This window comes from Streptomyces sp. YJ-C3, from assembly GCF_053891275.1.
Genome location: NZ_CM132685.1, coordinates 5,549,023 through 5,564,837, shown reverse-complemented (window position 1 = coordinate 5,564,837; position 15,815 = coordinate 5,549,023). Strand labels below are relative to the sequence as shown.

General features: G+C 72.0%; 14 protein-coding genes. 8 read left to right on the top strand and 6 right to left on the bottom strand.

The features are described from left to right. Window positions 1-24 precede the first annotated feature (24 nt). Complete coding sequence (locus tag ACVHNB_RS24900; protein ID WP_456225921.1) at window positions 25-735, bottom strand: TetR/AcrR family transcriptional regulator; 711 nt, start codon at window positions 733-735, stop codon at window positions 25-27. Between the two features lie 117 nt (window positions 736-852). Here ACVHNB_RS24900 and ACVHNB_RS24895 point away from each other — a divergent pair, with 117 nt between their 5' ends. Further along, window positions 853-1,719: an SDR family oxidoreductase gene (locus ACVHNB_RS24895; protein ID WP_428956449.1), complete on the top strand. Its 867-nt coding sequence runs from the start codon at window positions 853-855 to the stop codon at window positions 1,717-1,719. A 9-nt stretch (window positions 1,720-1,728) separates the two neighbouring features. Here ACVHNB_RS24895 and ACVHNB_RS24890 read toward each other — a convergent pair whose 3' ends face one another. Together ACVHNB_RS24890 and ACVHNB_RS24885 are read right to left on the bottom strand one after the other, a co-directional pair. Next, the gene (locus ACVHNB_RS24890) at window positions 1,729-1,947 is read right to left on the bottom strand and encodes a hypothetical protein (RefSeq protein ID WP_456225920.1); all 219 of its coding nucleotides are present in this window, start codon (window positions 1,945-1,947) and stop codon (window positions 1,729-1,731) included. After that, complete coding sequence (locus ACVHNB_RS24885) at window positions 1,911-2,213, bottom strand: hypothetical protein (protein ID WP_456225919.1); 303 nt, start codon at window positions 2,211-2,213, stop codon at window positions 1,911-1,913. The genes ACVHNB_RS24890 and ACVHNB_RS24885 overlap by 37 nt, the downstream gene beginning before the upstream one ends. A gap of 138 nt (window positions 2,214-2,351) precedes the next feature. Here ACVHNB_RS24885 and ACVHNB_RS24880 point away from each other — a divergent pair, with 138 nt between their 5' ends. The 3 genes from ACVHNB_RS24880 (at window position 2,352) to ACVHNB_RS24870 (ending at window position 4,148) form a co-directional block, all read left to right on the top strand. Then, window positions 2,352-3,134, top strand: coding sequence for a DUF3152 domain-containing protein (locus ACVHNB_RS24880; RefSeq protein ID WP_428956451.1), 783 nt, complete (start codon window positions 2,352-2,354; stop codon window positions 3,132-3,134). Between the two features lie 61 nt (window positions 3,135-3,195). Next, the gene (locus ACVHNB_RS24875; protein ID WP_428956452.1) at window positions 3,196-3,702 is read left to right on the top strand and encodes a hypothetical protein; all 507 of its coding nucleotides are present in this window, start codon (window positions 3,196-3,198) and stop codon (window positions 3,700-3,702) included. Next, window positions 3,699-4,148, top strand: coding sequence for an RDD family protein (locus ACVHNB_RS24870; protein WP_428956453.1), 450 nt, complete (start codon window positions 3,699-3,701; stop codon window positions 4,146-4,148). The genes ACVHNB_RS24875 and ACVHNB_RS24870 overlap by 4 nt, the downstream gene beginning before the upstream one ends. Before the next feature lie 17 nt (window positions 4,149-4,165). Here the strand turns inward: ACVHNB_RS24870 and ACVHNB_RS24865 are convergent, their stop codons facing one another. Continuing rightward, on the bottom strand, window positions 4,166-5,578 hold the full coding sequence (locus ACVHNB_RS24865; RefSeq protein WP_428957742.1) for an MFS transporter: 1,413 nt from the start codon (window positions 5,576-5,578) through the stop codon (window positions 4,166-4,168). A gap of 166 nt (window positions 5,579-5,744) precedes the next feature. Here ACVHNB_RS24865 and ACVHNB_RS24860 point away from each other — a divergent pair, with 166 nt between their 5' ends. From ACVHNB_RS24860 to ACVHNB_RS24845, 4 genes are read left to right on the top strand one after another with little or no spacing between them, the layout of a single operon-like run. After that, complete coding sequence (locus tag ACVHNB_RS24860) at window positions 5,745-6,167, top strand: DUF7144 family membrane protein (protein ID WP_428956454.1); 423 nt, start codon at window positions 5,745-5,747, stop codon at window positions 6,165-6,167. 12 nt (window positions 6,168-6,179) lie between these two features. Continuing rightward, window positions 6,180-7,181 (top strand): polyphosphate kinase 2 family protein, encoded by a 1,002-nt coding sequence (locus ACVHNB_RS24855; protein ID WP_456225918.1) that lies wholly within the window; start codon window positions 6,180-6,182, stop codon window positions 7,179-7,181. Then, window positions 7,178-9,913 carry a cation-translocating P-type ATPase gene (locus tag ACVHNB_RS24850; protein WP_456225917.1) on the top strand — a complete coding sequence of 912 codons (2,736 nt, stop codon included), beginning with the start codon at window positions 7,178-7,180 and terminating at the stop codon, window positions 9,911-9,913. The genes ACVHNB_RS24855 and ACVHNB_RS24850 overlap by 4 nt, the downstream gene beginning before the upstream one ends. Before the next feature lie 7 nt (window positions 9,914-9,920). Beyond that, entirely contained in the window at window positions 9,921-11,618 is a 1,698-nt protein-coding gene (locus ACVHNB_RS24845; RefSeq protein WP_456225916.1) for a SulP family inorganic anion transporter, read from the top strand. Here the strand turns inward: ACVHNB_RS24845 and ACVHNB_RS24840 are convergent. Further along, window positions 11,615-13,111, bottom strand: coding sequence for an alpha-amylase (locus tag ACVHNB_RS24840; protein ID WP_456225915.1), 1,497 nt, complete (start codon window positions 13,109-13,111; stop codon window positions 11,615-11,617). The two genes, ACVHNB_RS24845 and ACVHNB_RS24840, sit on opposite strands and share 4 nt — an antisense overlap. Then, on the bottom strand, window positions 13,108-15,807 hold the full coding sequence (locus ACVHNB_RS24835) for an MGH1-like glycoside hydrolase domain-containing protein (RefSeq protein ID WP_456225914.1): 2,700 nt from the start codon (window positions 15,805-15,807) through the stop codon (window positions 13,108-13,110). The genes ACVHNB_RS24840 and ACVHNB_RS24835 overlap by 4 nt, the downstream gene beginning before the upstream one ends. Window positions 15,808-15,815 lie beyond the last annotated feature (8 nt).

Genomic DNA, 15,815 nt, shown 5'->3' with positions numbered 1-15,815 from the left:
GCCCGTCCGGGTCCGCGCTGATCTTCACTGGCTCCGGGCGATCCGGTCCAGCCACTCGCGCAGCAGCGCCTGCTCCGCCTCCGTCAGCGCCTCGGTCCCGGGAAGGGCCGCGCGCAACGCGACCGCCGCTCCGACCGGGCCCGGGGTCTCGGCCGCGGGCGCCCCGGTGGTGATCGCCGCGATGACCGCCTCGCGCGCCAGCATCGAGAGCTCCAGGTCGCGCTGTCCCTCGGGCTGGCCGATGAGCGTGACGGTCGTGCCGCTGCCCGCGGCGTGCACCAGCTGCGCGGCACGCTCCTCGGTGACCCGCAGCCGGCCCGCCTCGGCGATCCGGCGGATGTGCGCGGCGAGGATCTCGGTGCCCGCCACGGCGGCCGGGGGAGGGGTGGCGCCGGGCCGCTGACGGCCGTACATGAGCAGATACAGCGCCGGGTTGGCGAGACCGAAGCCGAGGTGCAGGTCCCAGCCCGCGCGCAGGTCCTCGATGGGGTCGCCGGTCGGCTCGAGCCCGGTCTTGTCGCTGAGGTACGCCGCGAAGCCCTCGGCCGCCGCCGCGTCGAGCAGACCCTGCTTGTCGCCGAAGAGCCGGTAGATCGTCGGGGCCTGCACCCCGGCCGCGGCCCCGACCGCGCGTGTCGACACCGCCTCCTGGCCGCCCTCGGACAGCAGCTTGGCGGTGGCCGCGAGGATCCGCTCGCGGGGGCCGTCCTGGGCGGTGATCTCCTCGACGCTCATGTGGCAACGGTAACAGGATGCTGTTAGCGGCGATATTTTATCGGTGCTAACCTCAAAAGTGTTAGCGCCGCTCACGGCTGCTGGCTTCTCTCGTTCCTCCCCACGCCTGGAGTCGTCATGATCATCGTCACCGGTGCCACCGGCCTGCTCGGGCGGCAGACCGTCGAGCGGCTGCTCGACCGGGTCCCCGCCGACCGGATCGCCGTCAGCGTCCGCACCCCCGACACGGCACAGGACCTGCGCGAGCGCGGCATACGGGTCCGCCGCGGCGACTTCACCGAGCCCGCCAGCCTGGTCCACGCCTTCGAGGGGGCCGAGCAGGTCCTGATCGTCTCGACCGACTCCACCGGCACGCAGGCGGTCGACGGACACCGTGCCGCGATCACGGCCGCCGTCACCGCGGGCGCCCGCCGGATCCTGTACACGAGCCACATGGGCGCGAGCCCGGCCTCGCCCTTCGCGCCCATGCCCGACCACGCCGCCACGGAACGGGCCCTGCGGGAGGCGGGCGTCCCCTGGACGTCCCTGCGCAACGGCTTCTACGCGACGTCGGCCGTCATGATGCTCGGCGACGCCGTCCGCACCGGGCGGCTGATCGCCCCGCAGGACGGCCCGGTCTCCTGGACCGCCCATGCCGACCTCGCCGAGGCGGCCGCGACCGTACTGGCCGACGAGGGCCGCTTCGACGGTCCGACCCCGGCGCTGACCGGCGCCGAGTCCCTCGACCTCGCCGACATCGCGGCGCTCGCCTCCGACATCTCGGGGCGCCCCGTCGAGCGGATCGTCGTCCCGGACGAGGAGTACCGCGCGGGACTCGTCGCCCACGGGGTCCCGACGGCACAGGCCGACCTGCTCGTGGGCCTCTTCGAGGCCGGCCGCAAGGGGGAGTTCGCCGCGGTCGACCCCGCGCTCGCGTCCCTCGTGGGGCACGCGCCGACGCCGATGCGCGACGTGCTGAAGGCGGCGATCGGCGCGACGCCATGACCGCCCCGGCTACGCGGCGGCGGGCCGGGGCCGCGGCGCGACCAGGCCGATCCCGGACAACGCGCAGGCCAGCAGGGCCAGTTCGGGCACCGATGGTGGCCCGTCGGTGCCCAGCGCCCAGGACCCGAGCCGGACCGTGAACGGCACCGCGAGCTGCACGGCCGCCGTGAACACCGGGCCCCGCAGCAGGATCAGCCGGTGCTGGACGAGATACGCGGGCGCGTACACGGCGCCGCCCAGCAGCACGATGCCGCCCCACTGCGCGAGCGTCGCCCCGCGCGCGCGGCCGCGGCGAACGGCAGCAGCATCACCGTCGCCGCGCCGAGCAGCGCGGCCGACGGCGGCAGATCGCCCAGTCGCCGCCGGTAGAGAAAGCCGTACGCCGCGAACGCGAGCATCCCGGCGAGCGCGAGGACCAGACCGGCCGGATCGATCCGGCCGCCCCCGGCCCCCAGCGCGTACCCGCCTGTCGCCGCCGCGGTCACGACCCGCACGGTAGCCGTGAACCGGGCGGTGGCGGGGCGCCTTTGACCCGCCGGTGACCTCGTCGTCGCACCACGAACCGCCGGGTCGGCCGAACGCAGGTCCGAACCAAGTGGCAGGATCAAGGGGTTCACGATCCAGGGGGGGCCATGGTGAACCGACGACGTCATGCCGCGCGCCGTGCCGGGAGGATACGAAGACGCCTGGCGCGCATACTGCTGCCGAGCGCGGTGATCGCCTCCGTGCTCGTCGCGGGCGGCGCCGCGTACGCGTACTGGCAGCACACCAAGACGCTCGCCATCGCCCGCTGCGTACGGGCCGGGCACGCGCCGACCGGATCCACGATGGGCGCCGTGCCGGGCGTCGTGCCCGTGGTCGGGCCGGGCACGTTCACCACCGCTCAAGGGGACGGGACCCGGGTCGGCACAGGGCACCTGCGGCGCTACAAGGTGCAGGTGGAGGACGGCACCGGCCTGCACGCCGACGACGCCGCGCACGAGATAGCGGGCATCCTGGCCGACCCGCGCGGCTGGAGCCGCGACGGCGTCGACGCCTTCCAGCTCGTCGGCTCGGGACCACGGGACTTCATCGTCAAGATCGCCACCCCGCACACGGTGGACTGCCTCTGCGGATCGGCCGGTCTGGACACCGGCGGCGAGGTGAACTGCAGCATCGGGCGCACGGTGGTCGTCAACCTCCGCCGCTGGGCGGGCGGTTCACCGGAGTTCGACGGGCCGATCGGCGAGTACCGGGCGCTGATCATCAACCATGAGGTGGGACACCGCATCGGCCACGGCCACGAGACGTGTCCGGGGCCGGGCCGGCCCGCCCCCGCGATGATGCAGCAGATCAAGGGCCTCCACGGCTGCACCGCGAACGCCTGGCCGTTCGACCGCGAGGGCACCTACCTCGGCGGACCGCACGTCCCCTGACGAGGCGGCTCACCCGCCGCGGAGGATGCCCCGGCCTGCCGGACCCTGCTTGGCTCGGACCATGGTGGGCGCACATGCGGGTCCCGTCGCGCGGTGGGCGCGGTGGACGCTGGACACCCTGGCGGACGTGACGGGGGCGCTGGCGCGTCCGCTGGTCTCGGCCGTGCTCGACCGTCTCGACCTGGACGCCGTGGTGGCCCGGGTCGACGTGAACCGGATCGCCGACCGGGTGGACGTCGAACGGATCGCCGCCCGGGTCGCGGTGAACCGGATCGCCGAGCGCGTGGACGTGAACCGGATCGCCGACCGCGTCGACGTCGACGCGGTGATCGACCGGATCGACCTGGTCGGACTCACCCGCGACGTGCTGCGCGAGATCGACCTCGGACGGATCGTCCGCGACACCGGGGGCGGGATGACCGTGGAGACCGTCGAGGCGTTCCGGCTCCTGGGGCAGCGCGGCGACCGCGGCGTCAACCGGTTCGCCGACCGCTTGCTCGGCAGGTCCCCATCGCCCCCGCCCCCGCCGGACGACGCCGCCGCACCGCCTGCGCGGCGGACCCCGTGACCGCGCCGGACGGCAGACCCCGGACCGGTGGCGAGGCGGCGGGGATCGTCTCGCGCGGTGTCGGGGCGGTCATCGACGCGTTGATCCTGGCGCTGATGGGCCTCGTCGTCCACGTGGGCGCCGGCTGCGCCCTGCTGCTCGTCACCGGGCCCCCGTTCCGGTTTCCCCAACTCCCCGGCTGGCTCACCGGATCCGTCAGCTGGACCGTGGCCGTCGTCTACCTCGGCGGTGCGTGGCACGCGGTCGGCTGGACGCCGGGCGGCCGGCTGATGGGGCTGCGCGTCACCGACCGCTCGGGCCGCCCGCTGGGGCTGCCGCGCGCGCTGGCGCGCGCGGTCCTGTGCGTGACGTTCCCGCTGGGCCTGTGCTGGATCCCGCTGAGCAGGCGCCGCGCGGCGGTGCAGGATCTGGTGGTGGCCAGCGTCGTGTCCTACGACCGGCCGTGACCCGGTCCCTCCGGGCCTCACCCGTGGCGGGTGGGGGCCGGGGTCCGAGGAAGCTTCGCGGCGGCGCCCAGCCCGCCGAGCCCGATGACGGCGAGGACCACGAGCGCGACGGCATACGGACCGACGGCCGGATCGGCCACCAGGATGGTGCCCGCGATCGCGGTGCCCAGCGACGACCCGAGGTTGGACACACAGCGGGACAGGCCGGAGATCTCGCCCTGCATGTCCTCGGAGAAGCTCGACTGCACCACGTTGACCGACGGCGTCAGCATCAGCCCGAGCCCCAGTCCGATCAGGAGCAGCCCGGGGGTGAAGCTCCAGGCCTTCGGTGCGCCGTGGGCCAGGGCGATGAGCACGCCGATGCCGCAGATGGTCACGGCGAATCCGGCCATGATCAGCGTGCGCTGTGCGCGCCGCTTGGCGAAGCGCTCGGCGCCGAGCGAGCTGACGAGCAGGCCGACCGTCGACGCGGTGAAGATCACTCCGGTGGCGATCGCGGAGTATCCCCGTACGACCTGGAGGTAGGTGGCGACCACGAAGGACAGCCCCATCAGCAGCAGCCACTGCACGTGCTGGGTGATCAGGCCGAGATCGGAGGTGCGGTTGCGGAACAGCGCGGTCGGCAGCAGCGCGTCGACCCCGGCCCGCTCCCTCGCGCGCACCCAGCGGAAGAACCCCACCAGGACGAGGACGCCGGCCAGCAGCAGCCCGACCGACAGCCAGAGGTTGTCGTCCGCCGCGAGGATCCCGAGGACGACGAGGACCAGGCCGCCGGCCGACAGGACCGCCCCGCCGGTGTCGAAGGGACGGTGCGGGTCCGGCGGCAGCGGGTCGTCCAGCCGGCGGCTCAGCAGCACGATCACCGCGACCACCAGGGCCTGGAAGAGGAAGGCCGCCCGCCAGCTCAGCGCCGTGGTGATGAGCCCGCCGAGCAGCGGTCCGGCGGCGGCACCGACACCGGCCATGGCCATGATGGTCCCGAAGGCCCGGGCCCGCTCCGTCACCTCCGTGAACAGCAGTGTGGTGAGGATGTAGACGGGCGGGATGAGCAGCGCGGTGCCGGCGCCCTCGAGGATCGAGTTGCCGAGGATGAGGACGCCCAGGCCGGGCGCCGCCGCGCTGAGCAGGGCTCCGATCCCGTACACGGTCAGGCCGACGATGAGACAGCGTTTGCGGCCGTAGCGTTCGGTGAGGATGCCGCCCGGGATCATCAACGCGGCCATCACCAGCAGGAAGGCGGTGATCGCGATCTGCACCCCCTGCACCGTGGTGTCCAGGTCCGTGCTGATGTCCTTGATCATCACGGTCATGTTCGACCCGGCGAAACTGCAGATGAACTGGGCCAGGGCGAGCGGCGCCAGCACCCGGCGCCGCCGGCTGCGGCTGTGCCGTCGGGCGTCTGCCGCATCGGGGGTGGACACCACGGTCATCACTTCGCCTTCGCTCACGAGCCGCACGGACCGGACGTCGTCAGCCTCCTGACAGGTGCACCGCCGGGCGTCACCCCCGGAGGGTGACGCCCGGCGGTGACGCGGCCGTGACACTCGGCGGCAGAGCGGTGCAGTGGGCACCCTCCTCGAACCTGGGGGTCCTGTCATGGTCACCTCGACGACGTCGCACCACAGTCCGGGCAGCGCGAAGGCGGCGGCCGCCGGCGGACTGACGATCTTCGCGGCGGTGATGCTGTTCATCTCCGGAGCGCTGAGCTTCTTCCGCGGCCTCTCGGCCGTACTGGAGGACAAGGTGTTTCTCACGACACCGAACTACGTCTACGAGTTCGACCTGACGAGTTGGGGCTGGGTCCATCTCGTCTGCGGGGCCGTCGCGGTGATCGTCAGCATCGGACTGTTCACGGCCATGAAGTGGGCGCGGATCCTCGGCATCGTCATCGCCGGCCTGATGATGATCGCGAACTTCCTTTCGCTGCCCTACTACCCCTTGTGGTCCCTCACGCTGATCGCGCTGGACGGCTTCATCATCTGGGGGCTTTGTGTCGTGCAACGCGACCCGCTGTCCTAGCCGAGGTGCTCCATGAAGAACGGACGGGCGCGTACGACGGACGCGCAGGCCGAGCGGATCGCCGGATTCGTCGATCGTCTGCGCGTCGAACCGGGTTCCAAGGTGAACCTGTCCAAGGACTTCGACCCCGCGCGCACGGTGGGCATCAAGAACAAGAAGGAGGGCCGGGAGATCCTGCGCAGCGGCGTCGCCCTGCTCGCCGACTACCAGCGCAGACTCGCCGCCGACGGGAGCCACGGGGTGCTGCTGTGCCTGCAGGCGCTGGACGCCGGGGGCAAGGACGGCACCATCCGTCACGTCATGAGCGGGGTGAACCCGCAGGGCGTGCGCGTGGCCGGCTTCAGGGTGCCCTCCGCCGGGGAACTGGCCCACGACTACCTCTGGCGCTACACCCGCGAACTGCCGCGCCGCGGGGAGATCGGCATCTTCAACCGGTCGCACTACGAGGAGGTGCTGGTGGTGCGGGTGCACCCCGAACTCCTCGACCGGCAGCGGCTGCCCGGTCGGCCCAAGAGCAGGAAGGCGCTCTGGCGCCGACGCTTCCGGGAGATCAACGCGTGGGAGAGGTACCTGACGGACAACGGATTCCGGGTCGTCAAGGTGTTCCTGAACCTGTCCAAGGAGGAGCAGCGCGTCCGCTTCCTCAAACGGATCGACGTCCCGGAGCGGAACTGGAAGTTCTCCGCGTCCGACGTACGGGAACGGGCCCGGTGGGACGACTACCAGGCGGCCTTCTCCGACATGCTGTCCGCCACCAGCACGCCCTGGGCCCCATGGCACGTCGTGCCCGCCGATCACAAGTGGTACGCGCGGATCTGCGCGGCCGCCGTCCTCGCCCGGACCCTCATCGAGATCGACCCGCACTATCCGGCGATCGACGACCGCAGTCGCCATGAACTGGATCTGGAGAAGCGGCAGTTGAAGAAGGAGGCGCCGGCCGGCGCGGCGGCCGATCCGTACGCCGTCAAGCGCCGTGGACACCAGGGGCACGGTGGAGATCGGAGGCGGCGATGACGGCACAGGCGCCGGGAGGGAAAGCCCCCGTCGCGCACACGCCGGCCTGGTACGCCCGCTCGGCCGAGGCGGTGGCCGGTGAACTCGGCGTCGACCCGGCCGTGGGCCTCGACGCCGCGCGGGTGGCCGCGCGGCGCGCCCAGGACGGGCCGAACGCCCTGCCGGAGGAGCGGCCGGTGCCGGGCCTCCTCCGGTTCCTCGCGCAGTACACCTCGTACATGCAGGTCATCCTCGTCGTCTCCGCGCTGGTGTCGCTCGCCGTGCAGGAGTGGGGCACCGCGGTGGTGCTGCTGGCCCTGACCGTGGTGAACGCGGTCATCGGGCTGCGGCAGGAGGGCAAGGCGGAGAGCGCCATGAACGCCCTGAAGGCCATGACGAAAGCCACGGCGCGGGTTCGGCGCGAGGGCCGGGAGACCGAGATCCCCGCCACGGAGGTGGTCGTCGGGGACGTCGTGCTGCTCGCCGCGGGGGAGGAAGTGCCGGCGGACGGGCGGCTCGTGGCGGCGAGCGCCCTGCAGATCGACGAATCCGCCCTCACCGGCGAGAGCGTCCCCGTCGCGAAGGACTGCGCCGTGGTGAAGGGCGACGGGCTCGGCCCGGCGGACCAGACGGACATGGCGTTCATGAACACCCCGGTCACCCACGGCAGCGGCCTCCTCGTCGTCACGGCCACCGGCGCCGCGACCGAACTGGGCCGCATCTCGGGAATGTTGACGGCCACGCCGCAGGAGCAGTCGCCGCTCACCCGGGAGCTGAACCGGCTGACGCTGTGGATCGTCGGGGCGGCCGGAATCACCATGGTCGTGATGTTCACGCTGGGACGTGCCCGGGGCGCGCCGTGGGAAGTGCTGTTCGTCAGCGCGGTGTCGCTGGCCATCGCCGCTGTGCCCGAGGCGCTGCCGACGGTGACGCAGACGATCCTGTCGCGGGGCGGCCTCGACCTCGCCCGCCGGCACGCGATCGTCAAGGACCTGCCGTCGGTGGAGACGCTCGGCTTCACCTCGGCCGTGAACACCGACAAGACCGGCACGCTGACGGTCAATCAGATGACCGTGGTCGAAGTGGTGGACGCCTTCGACCGGTACACGGTCTCGGGGACCGGCTACGGCCTCGACGGCCGCATCCACCACGCGGTGGGCAGCACGCCCCGCATCGACGAGGCGATCCTGCCCTACCTCGTCGCCGCCGACGCCACGCTGGTCGACGGGCAGGTGGTCGGGGATCCCACCGAGGGCGCGCTGCTCGTGCTCGGCCACAAGGCGGGTCTCGACGTGGCGGCCACCCGTGCGGGACTGCCTCGGCTCGCCACGCTGCCCTTCGACCCGACCTACAAACTGATGGCGACCTTCCACCCGGCCGCGGACGCGGCGGGGCGGCCGGTCGTGCGCTGCTTCGTCAAGGGAGCGGCGCCGGCCGTGCTGGCCCGCACCACCACGGCCCTGTCGGACGGTGCGGGCATCCCGTTCGACGCCGCGCTGCGCGAGGGGGCGCTGCGCGAGGTCGAGCGGATGGAGCGCGCGGGCCGCCGTGTGATGGCCGCCGCCACTCGCGACCTCGACCCCGCACGGTTCGCGCCGGACGGCGATCTGCTCGCCCTGGTCACGGAGTTGCGGGTCACCAGCCTCGTCGGCATGGTCGATCCGCCGCGCGACGAATCCCGGGACGCCGTGGCTGCAGCGCAGGCCGCCCACATTCGCGTACGGATGGTCACCGGGGACGACGTCACCACCGGCGCCGCGGTCGCCCGACAGGTCGGGATCGGCGGAGAGGCGATCCTCGGCGCCGAGTTCGCGGCCCTGCCGGAGGAGGAGCGGCTCGCCCGGATCGACGGCATCGGCGTGGTCGGCCGGGTCGCCCCGGAGCACAAGGTGCTGCTCGCCGAGACCCTGAAGAAGAAGGGCGACGTGGTCGCCATGACCGGCGACGGCGTCAACGACGCCCCCGCCATCAAGGCGGCCGACATCGGCATCGCCATGGGGTCCGGCACCGACGTGGCCAAGAACGCCGGCCGGATGATCCTCTCCGACGACAACTTCGCGACGATCCTCCACGCGGTGGAACAGGGCCGCAAGATCTACGACAACCTCACCAAGTACATCCGCTTCGTGCTGGTGCTGCTGGTCGTGTTCGTGCTGACGTTCCTCGGGGCCGCCCTGCTCGACATCGCGGACGGCGAACCGTTCACGCCCGCGCAGGTGCTGTGGATCCACTTCGTCGTCAACGCGGCCTTCGGCTTCTCCCTCGGCTTCGACCGGGTCAGCCCCGGACTGATGGCCCGGCGCCCCAGGCCGCGCGGCGAACCGGTGATGACACCCGCTCTGATGCTGACGGTCGCACTGGCCGGGACGGCGATCACCGTGGGACTGCTCGGCCTGATCGCGCTGGGGGCGGCGCGCTACGACAGCGTGCGCATCGGCAACTCCATCGCGTTCACCTCGTTCGCGCTGTGCCTGATCGTGGCCGCCCTGGAATGCCGCAGCCAGACAGGATCCGTGCTGACCACGGAGACGTTCGACAGCAAGCAGCTGAACTGGACGATCCTCGCCGAGTTCGTCCTCGCCGTCCTGGTGACGCAGACGGACGCCTTCAACCGGATCCTCGGCACCGTACCGCTGCGCATCGGCCAGTTCGGCTGGGCCCTGCTGCCGCCCCTCGCACTGCTCGCGCTGTGGGAGCTGGGCAAGCTGGTGGCCCGTCGGCGCCGGACGCCCGCGGGTGCCGGACGGCGGTGAGGGGGCGGTGCCCGCGTTGCCGCCCGGCCTCAGGACGCTGCGGGAGTACCGCCGTGCCTGGCTGGTCAAGGACCTCGTCGCCGGGACCGTCCTGACCACGCTCCTCGTCCCGCAGGGCATGGCGTACGCGGAACTGGCGGGGCTGCCGCCGATCACCGGGCTGTACACGTCCGTGCTCTGCCTGCTCGCCTATGCCGTGGCAGGACCGTCGCGCATCCTCGTCCTCGGCCCCGACTCCTCGCTCGGCCCGATGATCGCCGCGACCGTCCTGCCGCTGGTCGTGGCCGACGGCGACAGCGCCCGCGCCGTGGCGCTCGCCTCGGCCCTGGCCCTCCTGGTCGGAGTGATCACGCTCCTGGCAGGGGTGGCACGTCTCGGCTTCGTCGCCGACCTCATCTCCAGGCCCACCATGATCGGTTACCTGAACGGCCTGGCCCTGACCATCCTCGTCAGCCAGCTGCCGAAGCTGTTCGGCTTCTCCACGGAGGCCGACGGGCTGATCGCCGAACTCGGCGCCTTCGTGCGAGGGGCGGCCGAGGGGGAGACCGTGCCGGCCGCCATCGCCGTGGGCGCCTCGGGCATCGCCCTCATCCTGCTCCTGCAGCGGCTGCTGCCGAAAGTGCCGGCCGTCCTCGTCATGGTGGTGCTCGCCATCGGTGCGTCGGTCGCCTTCGACCTGGGGGAGCACGGCGTACGCCTCGTCGGCCGGCTGCCCGAGGGACTGCCGCCGTTCACGATCCCCGACATCCGCTGGGACGACCTCGGACCGCTGCTGGCCGGGGCGTTCGGCATCGCCCTGGTGTCCCTCGCCGACACCATCTCCAACGCGTCGGCCTTCGCGGTCCGCACCGGCCAGGAGGTCAGCGGCAACGGCGAGATGATCGCGATCGGCTCGGCCAACGTGGCCGCCGGGCTCTTCCAGGGATTCCCGATGAGCACCAGCGGCTCGCGGACGGCTGTGGCCGAGCGCGCCGGAGCCAGGACGCAGCTCACCGGCGTGGTCGGTGCCGTCCTGATCCTTCTCATGCTCGTCCTGCTGCCCGGGCTCTTCCGCGACCTGCCGCAGCCCGCGCTGGCCGCCGTGGTCATCACGGCCTCGGTGTCGCTGGCCGACCTGCCCGGGACCCGGCGGCTGTGGCGGCAGCGCAAGGCCGAGTTCTGGCTGTGCATCGCGGCGTTCCTCGGCGTGGCCCTGCTCGGTGTGCTGCCCGGCATCGCGGTCGCGGTGGGCCTGTCCATCCTGAACGTCTTCCGGCGCGCGTGGTGGCCCTACAGCACGGTGCTCGGGCGCGCACCCGGCCTGGAGGGATACCACGACGTACGCTCCCACCCGGGCGCCGAGCAGCTGCCGGGCCTGGTGATCCTGCGCTTCGACGCGCCCCTCTTCTTCGCCAACGCCAAGACGTTCCGCGACGAGATCCTGCGGGCCACCCGCGCCGAACCGCCGCCGCGCTGCGTGCTGCTCGCGGCCGAGCCGGTCACGGACGTCGACACGACCGCGGCCGACATCCTCGTGGAACTGGACGAGACCCTCCAGGAGCGGGGCGTGCTCCTGGTCTTCGCCGAACTCAAGGATCCCGTGCGGCGCAAGATCGACCACTACGGCCTCGACCGCACCTTCGACCCGGAGCGCTTCTTCCCGACAGTGGAGAGCGCCGTCGCGGCCTTCCGGTCACACGGCGGCGCCCACTGGAGCGGCGGCTAGCCGACCGGGGCCGCCCCGTTCGCCACGACGGACAGCAGATGCGTGCCCCACGGCGGCACGTCGACGTACAGGCCGCTCTCCAGCAGTTCCTGGCCCGAGCGCCCGTACCGGTCGTTGTCGAGGAGCTCGGTCAACTCCCAGGAATCGGTGCCGAGTTCGGTCCACGGGAGCCGGATCCTGGCCTGTGCCGGATGGCCGGAGAGGTTCACCACGGTCAGGAACCGGCCCGCGGGGCCGGTCCAGCAGGAGGCGATCAGATCACGGCCCGAGTCGTTGTCGGGCCAGCCGGTGCAGTCGAGCAGCTGCCACCGGCCGGTGCGCATACCGCTGCGGTGCACACCCGACAACAGCCGTTCGTGGAAGGCCCGCAGGGACGTGTCCGCGCTCTCGGCCGGGCGCCGGTCGAGGAAGACCGGCAGATGGATCCGGCGTCCCGTGAACTGGCCCTCGTGCCACAGCGTCGCGCCGGGCAGCGTCGCGATCAGCACGGCCGCGGCCCGCTCCTTGTCCGGGGCGAGCGTCCGCGCGGCCCGGGGCTCGTCGTGGTTCTCCAGGAACCGGACGAGCCGGCGCTGGTACTCCTCGTCGGCCCGCAGATGCCCCCGGACGGACTCGGCGCTCTCGTGCAGCAGCCGGTCGTAGAGGCGCTTGTCGTAGCAGAAGTCGAACCCCTGCTGCTGCAGCGCCCATTCGAGATCCCAGTACGCCTCCGCCGCGAAGACCATTCCCGGGTGGCGGCGCCGGACGGCGGTCAGCACCTCGGGCCAGAAGTCCGCCGCGGGCGGTGCGCCCACCCGCTCGCCCCACGTCCGCGTGAACACGTCGTTCATGAGCAGCATCGCCATGTCGCAGCGCACGCCGTCGCAGATCACCCCGATGTGGCCGAGCACCTCGCCGGTCGCCTGCCGCAGCTCGGGGCTGAAGGCGTTCAGCTGCACCACGTCCGGCCAGGGCGCGAAGTACGGGTCGCGGCCCCGCGCGAGGACGGCCCGCCCCGTGTCGAGGAACGCCGCCGGATCCCGTACCGCGTCCTGGCCGTCCCCCTGCACGAAGTACTCGGGGTGCTCGCCCACCCACGGGCTGTCCGGGGCCACGTGGTTGGGCACGTAGTCGAGCAGCAACCCGACGCCCCGGTGGTCGAGTTCGGCCCGCGCGGCGGCCAGCCCCGCGGCGCCGCCGAGCGCCGCGTCGACCTCGTAGCGGCGGATGCAGTACGGCGAGCCGGCGATGTCCTCCTCGCCGATGTCCCCGACGGCCTCGCTGAACGCCGCGCGCAGCGCCGGGTTCTCCAGGGCGATGGCCCGCCCGCGAGGGCTGCGCTCCCACACGCCCATGAGCCAGACGGCGTCGGTCCCGGCCGGCGTGATCTCGTCCCAGACGTCCTTCGGCACGTCCCCGAGCCCGGTCGCGCGGCCGGTGCGCAGCGCGGTCTCACGCAGCCACACCCGGGTGTTGACCTCGTACACGACGGGCTGAGCGGGCAATGAGGTCATCGGGACTGCCTCCTCTTGTGGCCGGGACGGAAGTCCTCGGGACCGAGCGTGCCGAAGATCTTCATCAGGGCGGCGACCAGGCCCGTCCAGCCGGTCTGGTGGGAGGCGCCGATACCGGCGCCGTTGTCGCCGTGGAAGTACTCGTAGAAGGAGACCAGGTCCCGCCAGTGCGGGTCGTCACGGAACTTGGGCTGGCCGCCGTACACCGGCCGTCCGCCGTCCTCGCCGCGCAGGAAGATGCGGGTGAGCCGGGCGCTGATGTCCTGGGCCACCTCGTACAGGTTCTTGTGCACGCCCGAGCCGGTCGGGCACTCGACGGTGAGGTCGTCGCCGTAGAAGCCGTACAGATTGAGCAGTGCCCGCACCACGAGGGCGTTCATCGGCAGCCAGACCGGCCCGCGCCAGTTGGAGTTGCCGCCGAACATGCCCGTGTCCGACTCGGCGGGCAGATAGGAGACCTTGTACTCCTCGCCGTGCACCCGGAACGTGTACGGGTGTTCGGCGTGGTGGCGGGAGAGCGCCCGGATCCCGTACGGGCTCAGGAACTCGTCCTCCGACAGGACGCGGGCGAGCACCCGTACCAGCTTCTTCTCGTCCATGACGGACAGCAGCCGCGGCCCGCCCGTCGTGCCGGCCGTCGCCGACGACATCGTCACCGACAGCGAGGGATGACGGTCGGCGAACCGCTGCAACCGCTCGCCGAGACCGGACAGCTGGGCCAGCTGCTCCGGCTGGAACACGGTCGACGCGCACAGGGGCAGCAGCCCCACCATGGAGCGGACCTTCAGCCGGTCCGCCCGCCCGTCGGGCAGCCGCAGCACGTCGTAGAAGAACCCGTCCTCCTCGTCCCAGAGCTCGTCCCCGAGGTCCCCGAGCCGGTCCATCGAGGCGGCGATCCACAGATAGTGCTCGACGAACTTCACGACCAGGTCCCCGTACGAGGGATTGTGCTCGACCAGCTCCAGCGCGAGCTGCAGCATCGACTGGCAGTACAGGGCCATCCAGGCGGTGCCGTCCGCCTGCTCCAGGGTGCCCCCGGTGGGCAGGGGAGCGCTGCGGTCGAAGACACCGATGTTGTCGAGGCCGAGGAAGCCGCCCTGGAAGACGTTGCGGCCGCCGGGGTCCTTGCGGTTGACCCACCACGTGAAGTTCGTGAGCAGCTTCTGGAACGTGCGCTCCAGGAAGGCGTGGTCGGCCCGCCCGGTCGTGGCCCGCTCCACCGTGTACACGAAGTACGCGGCCCAGGCGTGCACCGGCGGATTCACGTCCCCGAAGTTCCACTCGTAGGCGGGGATCTGGCCGTTGGGGTGCAGGAAGCGGTCCTGCAGCAGGAGTTCGAGCTGGGACTTGGCGAAGCCGATGTCGACGACCGAAAAGGCCACGGCGTGGAACGCGAGGTCCCAGGCGGCGAACCACGGGTACTCCCACTTGTCGGGCATCGACACGATGTCGCCGCTGACCATGTGGAACCACTCGCGGTTGCGTACCCCGTCGCGCGGCGGGCTCCACGGCGTCAGATCGTGCTCGGCCAGCCATGTCTCCAGGTCGAACGCGTAGTACTGCTTCGACCACAGCATCCCGGCGAGCGCCTGGCGCAGTACCCGCGCCTCGTCCTCGCTCGCCCCGCGGGGCGTCAACTTCCGGTAGAAGTCGTCCGCTTCGGTGATCCGGTCCTTGAACACCGTGTCGAAGCCGCGGGCCAGCGACAGCTGGGCACCGGCGGGCCCCAGCCGCAGCCGTACCGTCTCGGACCCGCCGGCGGGCACGGTCAGCGTGTGGAGCGCGGCGGCCTTGGTGCCCTCCCGCCCCGGGTTGACCGCGGCCTCGTCGCCGTCGACGACGTACCGGCCGATGCCGTCCTTCACGTACGGGGACGCGTTGGCCGAGCCGAACAGCCGCTCGTGATTGGTCTCGTTCTCCGTGAACAGCAGCGCCGCCTGCCCCTCGCACCGCAGGTCGTAACTGCCGAGCTCGGGATGGTCGGCCCGGACGGTGACGGTCGAGCGCGGCCCCTCGACCGACCGCAGCCGCGGCCGGACGGCGTCGTCCGGCCGCTCGCCCCAGGACCAGGTGTTGCGGAACCACAGCGTCGGCAGCACGTGCAGCGTCGCCTCGTCCGGACCGCGGTTGTCGACGGTGATCCGCATCAGGATGTCGTCGTGCTCGGCCTTGGCGTACTCCACCGTCACGTCGAAGTACCGGTCGTCGTCGAACACCCCGGTGTCCAGCAGCTCGTACTCGAACTCCTGGCGGGTGCGGGCCCGGTTGACCGCCACGAGATCGTTGTACGGGTACGGGGCCTGCGGGTACTTGTACAGGTACCGCAGATAGGAGTGGCTCGGGGTGCTGTCGAGGTAGAAGTAGTACTCCTTGACGTCCTCGCCGTGATTGCCCTCGCCGTTGGTGAGACCGAAGGCGCGCTCCTTGAGGATCGGGTCGGACCCGTTCCACAGGGCGAGGGCCAGGCACAGCCGCTGCTGCTCGTCGCAGATGCCGCCGAGCCCGTCCTCGCCCCAGCGGTAGGCACGCGAACGGGCGTGATCGTGCGGGAAGTAGGACCATGCGTCGCCCCCGGCGCTGTAGTCCTCGCGGACCGTGCCCCACTGACGTTCGCTCAGGTACGGGCCCCACAGGCGCGACCGTCCGCTGTCGTCGCCGACCGGGCCGACCCGACCGGCGTGCCGCTGCGTCTTCATCCGCTCTC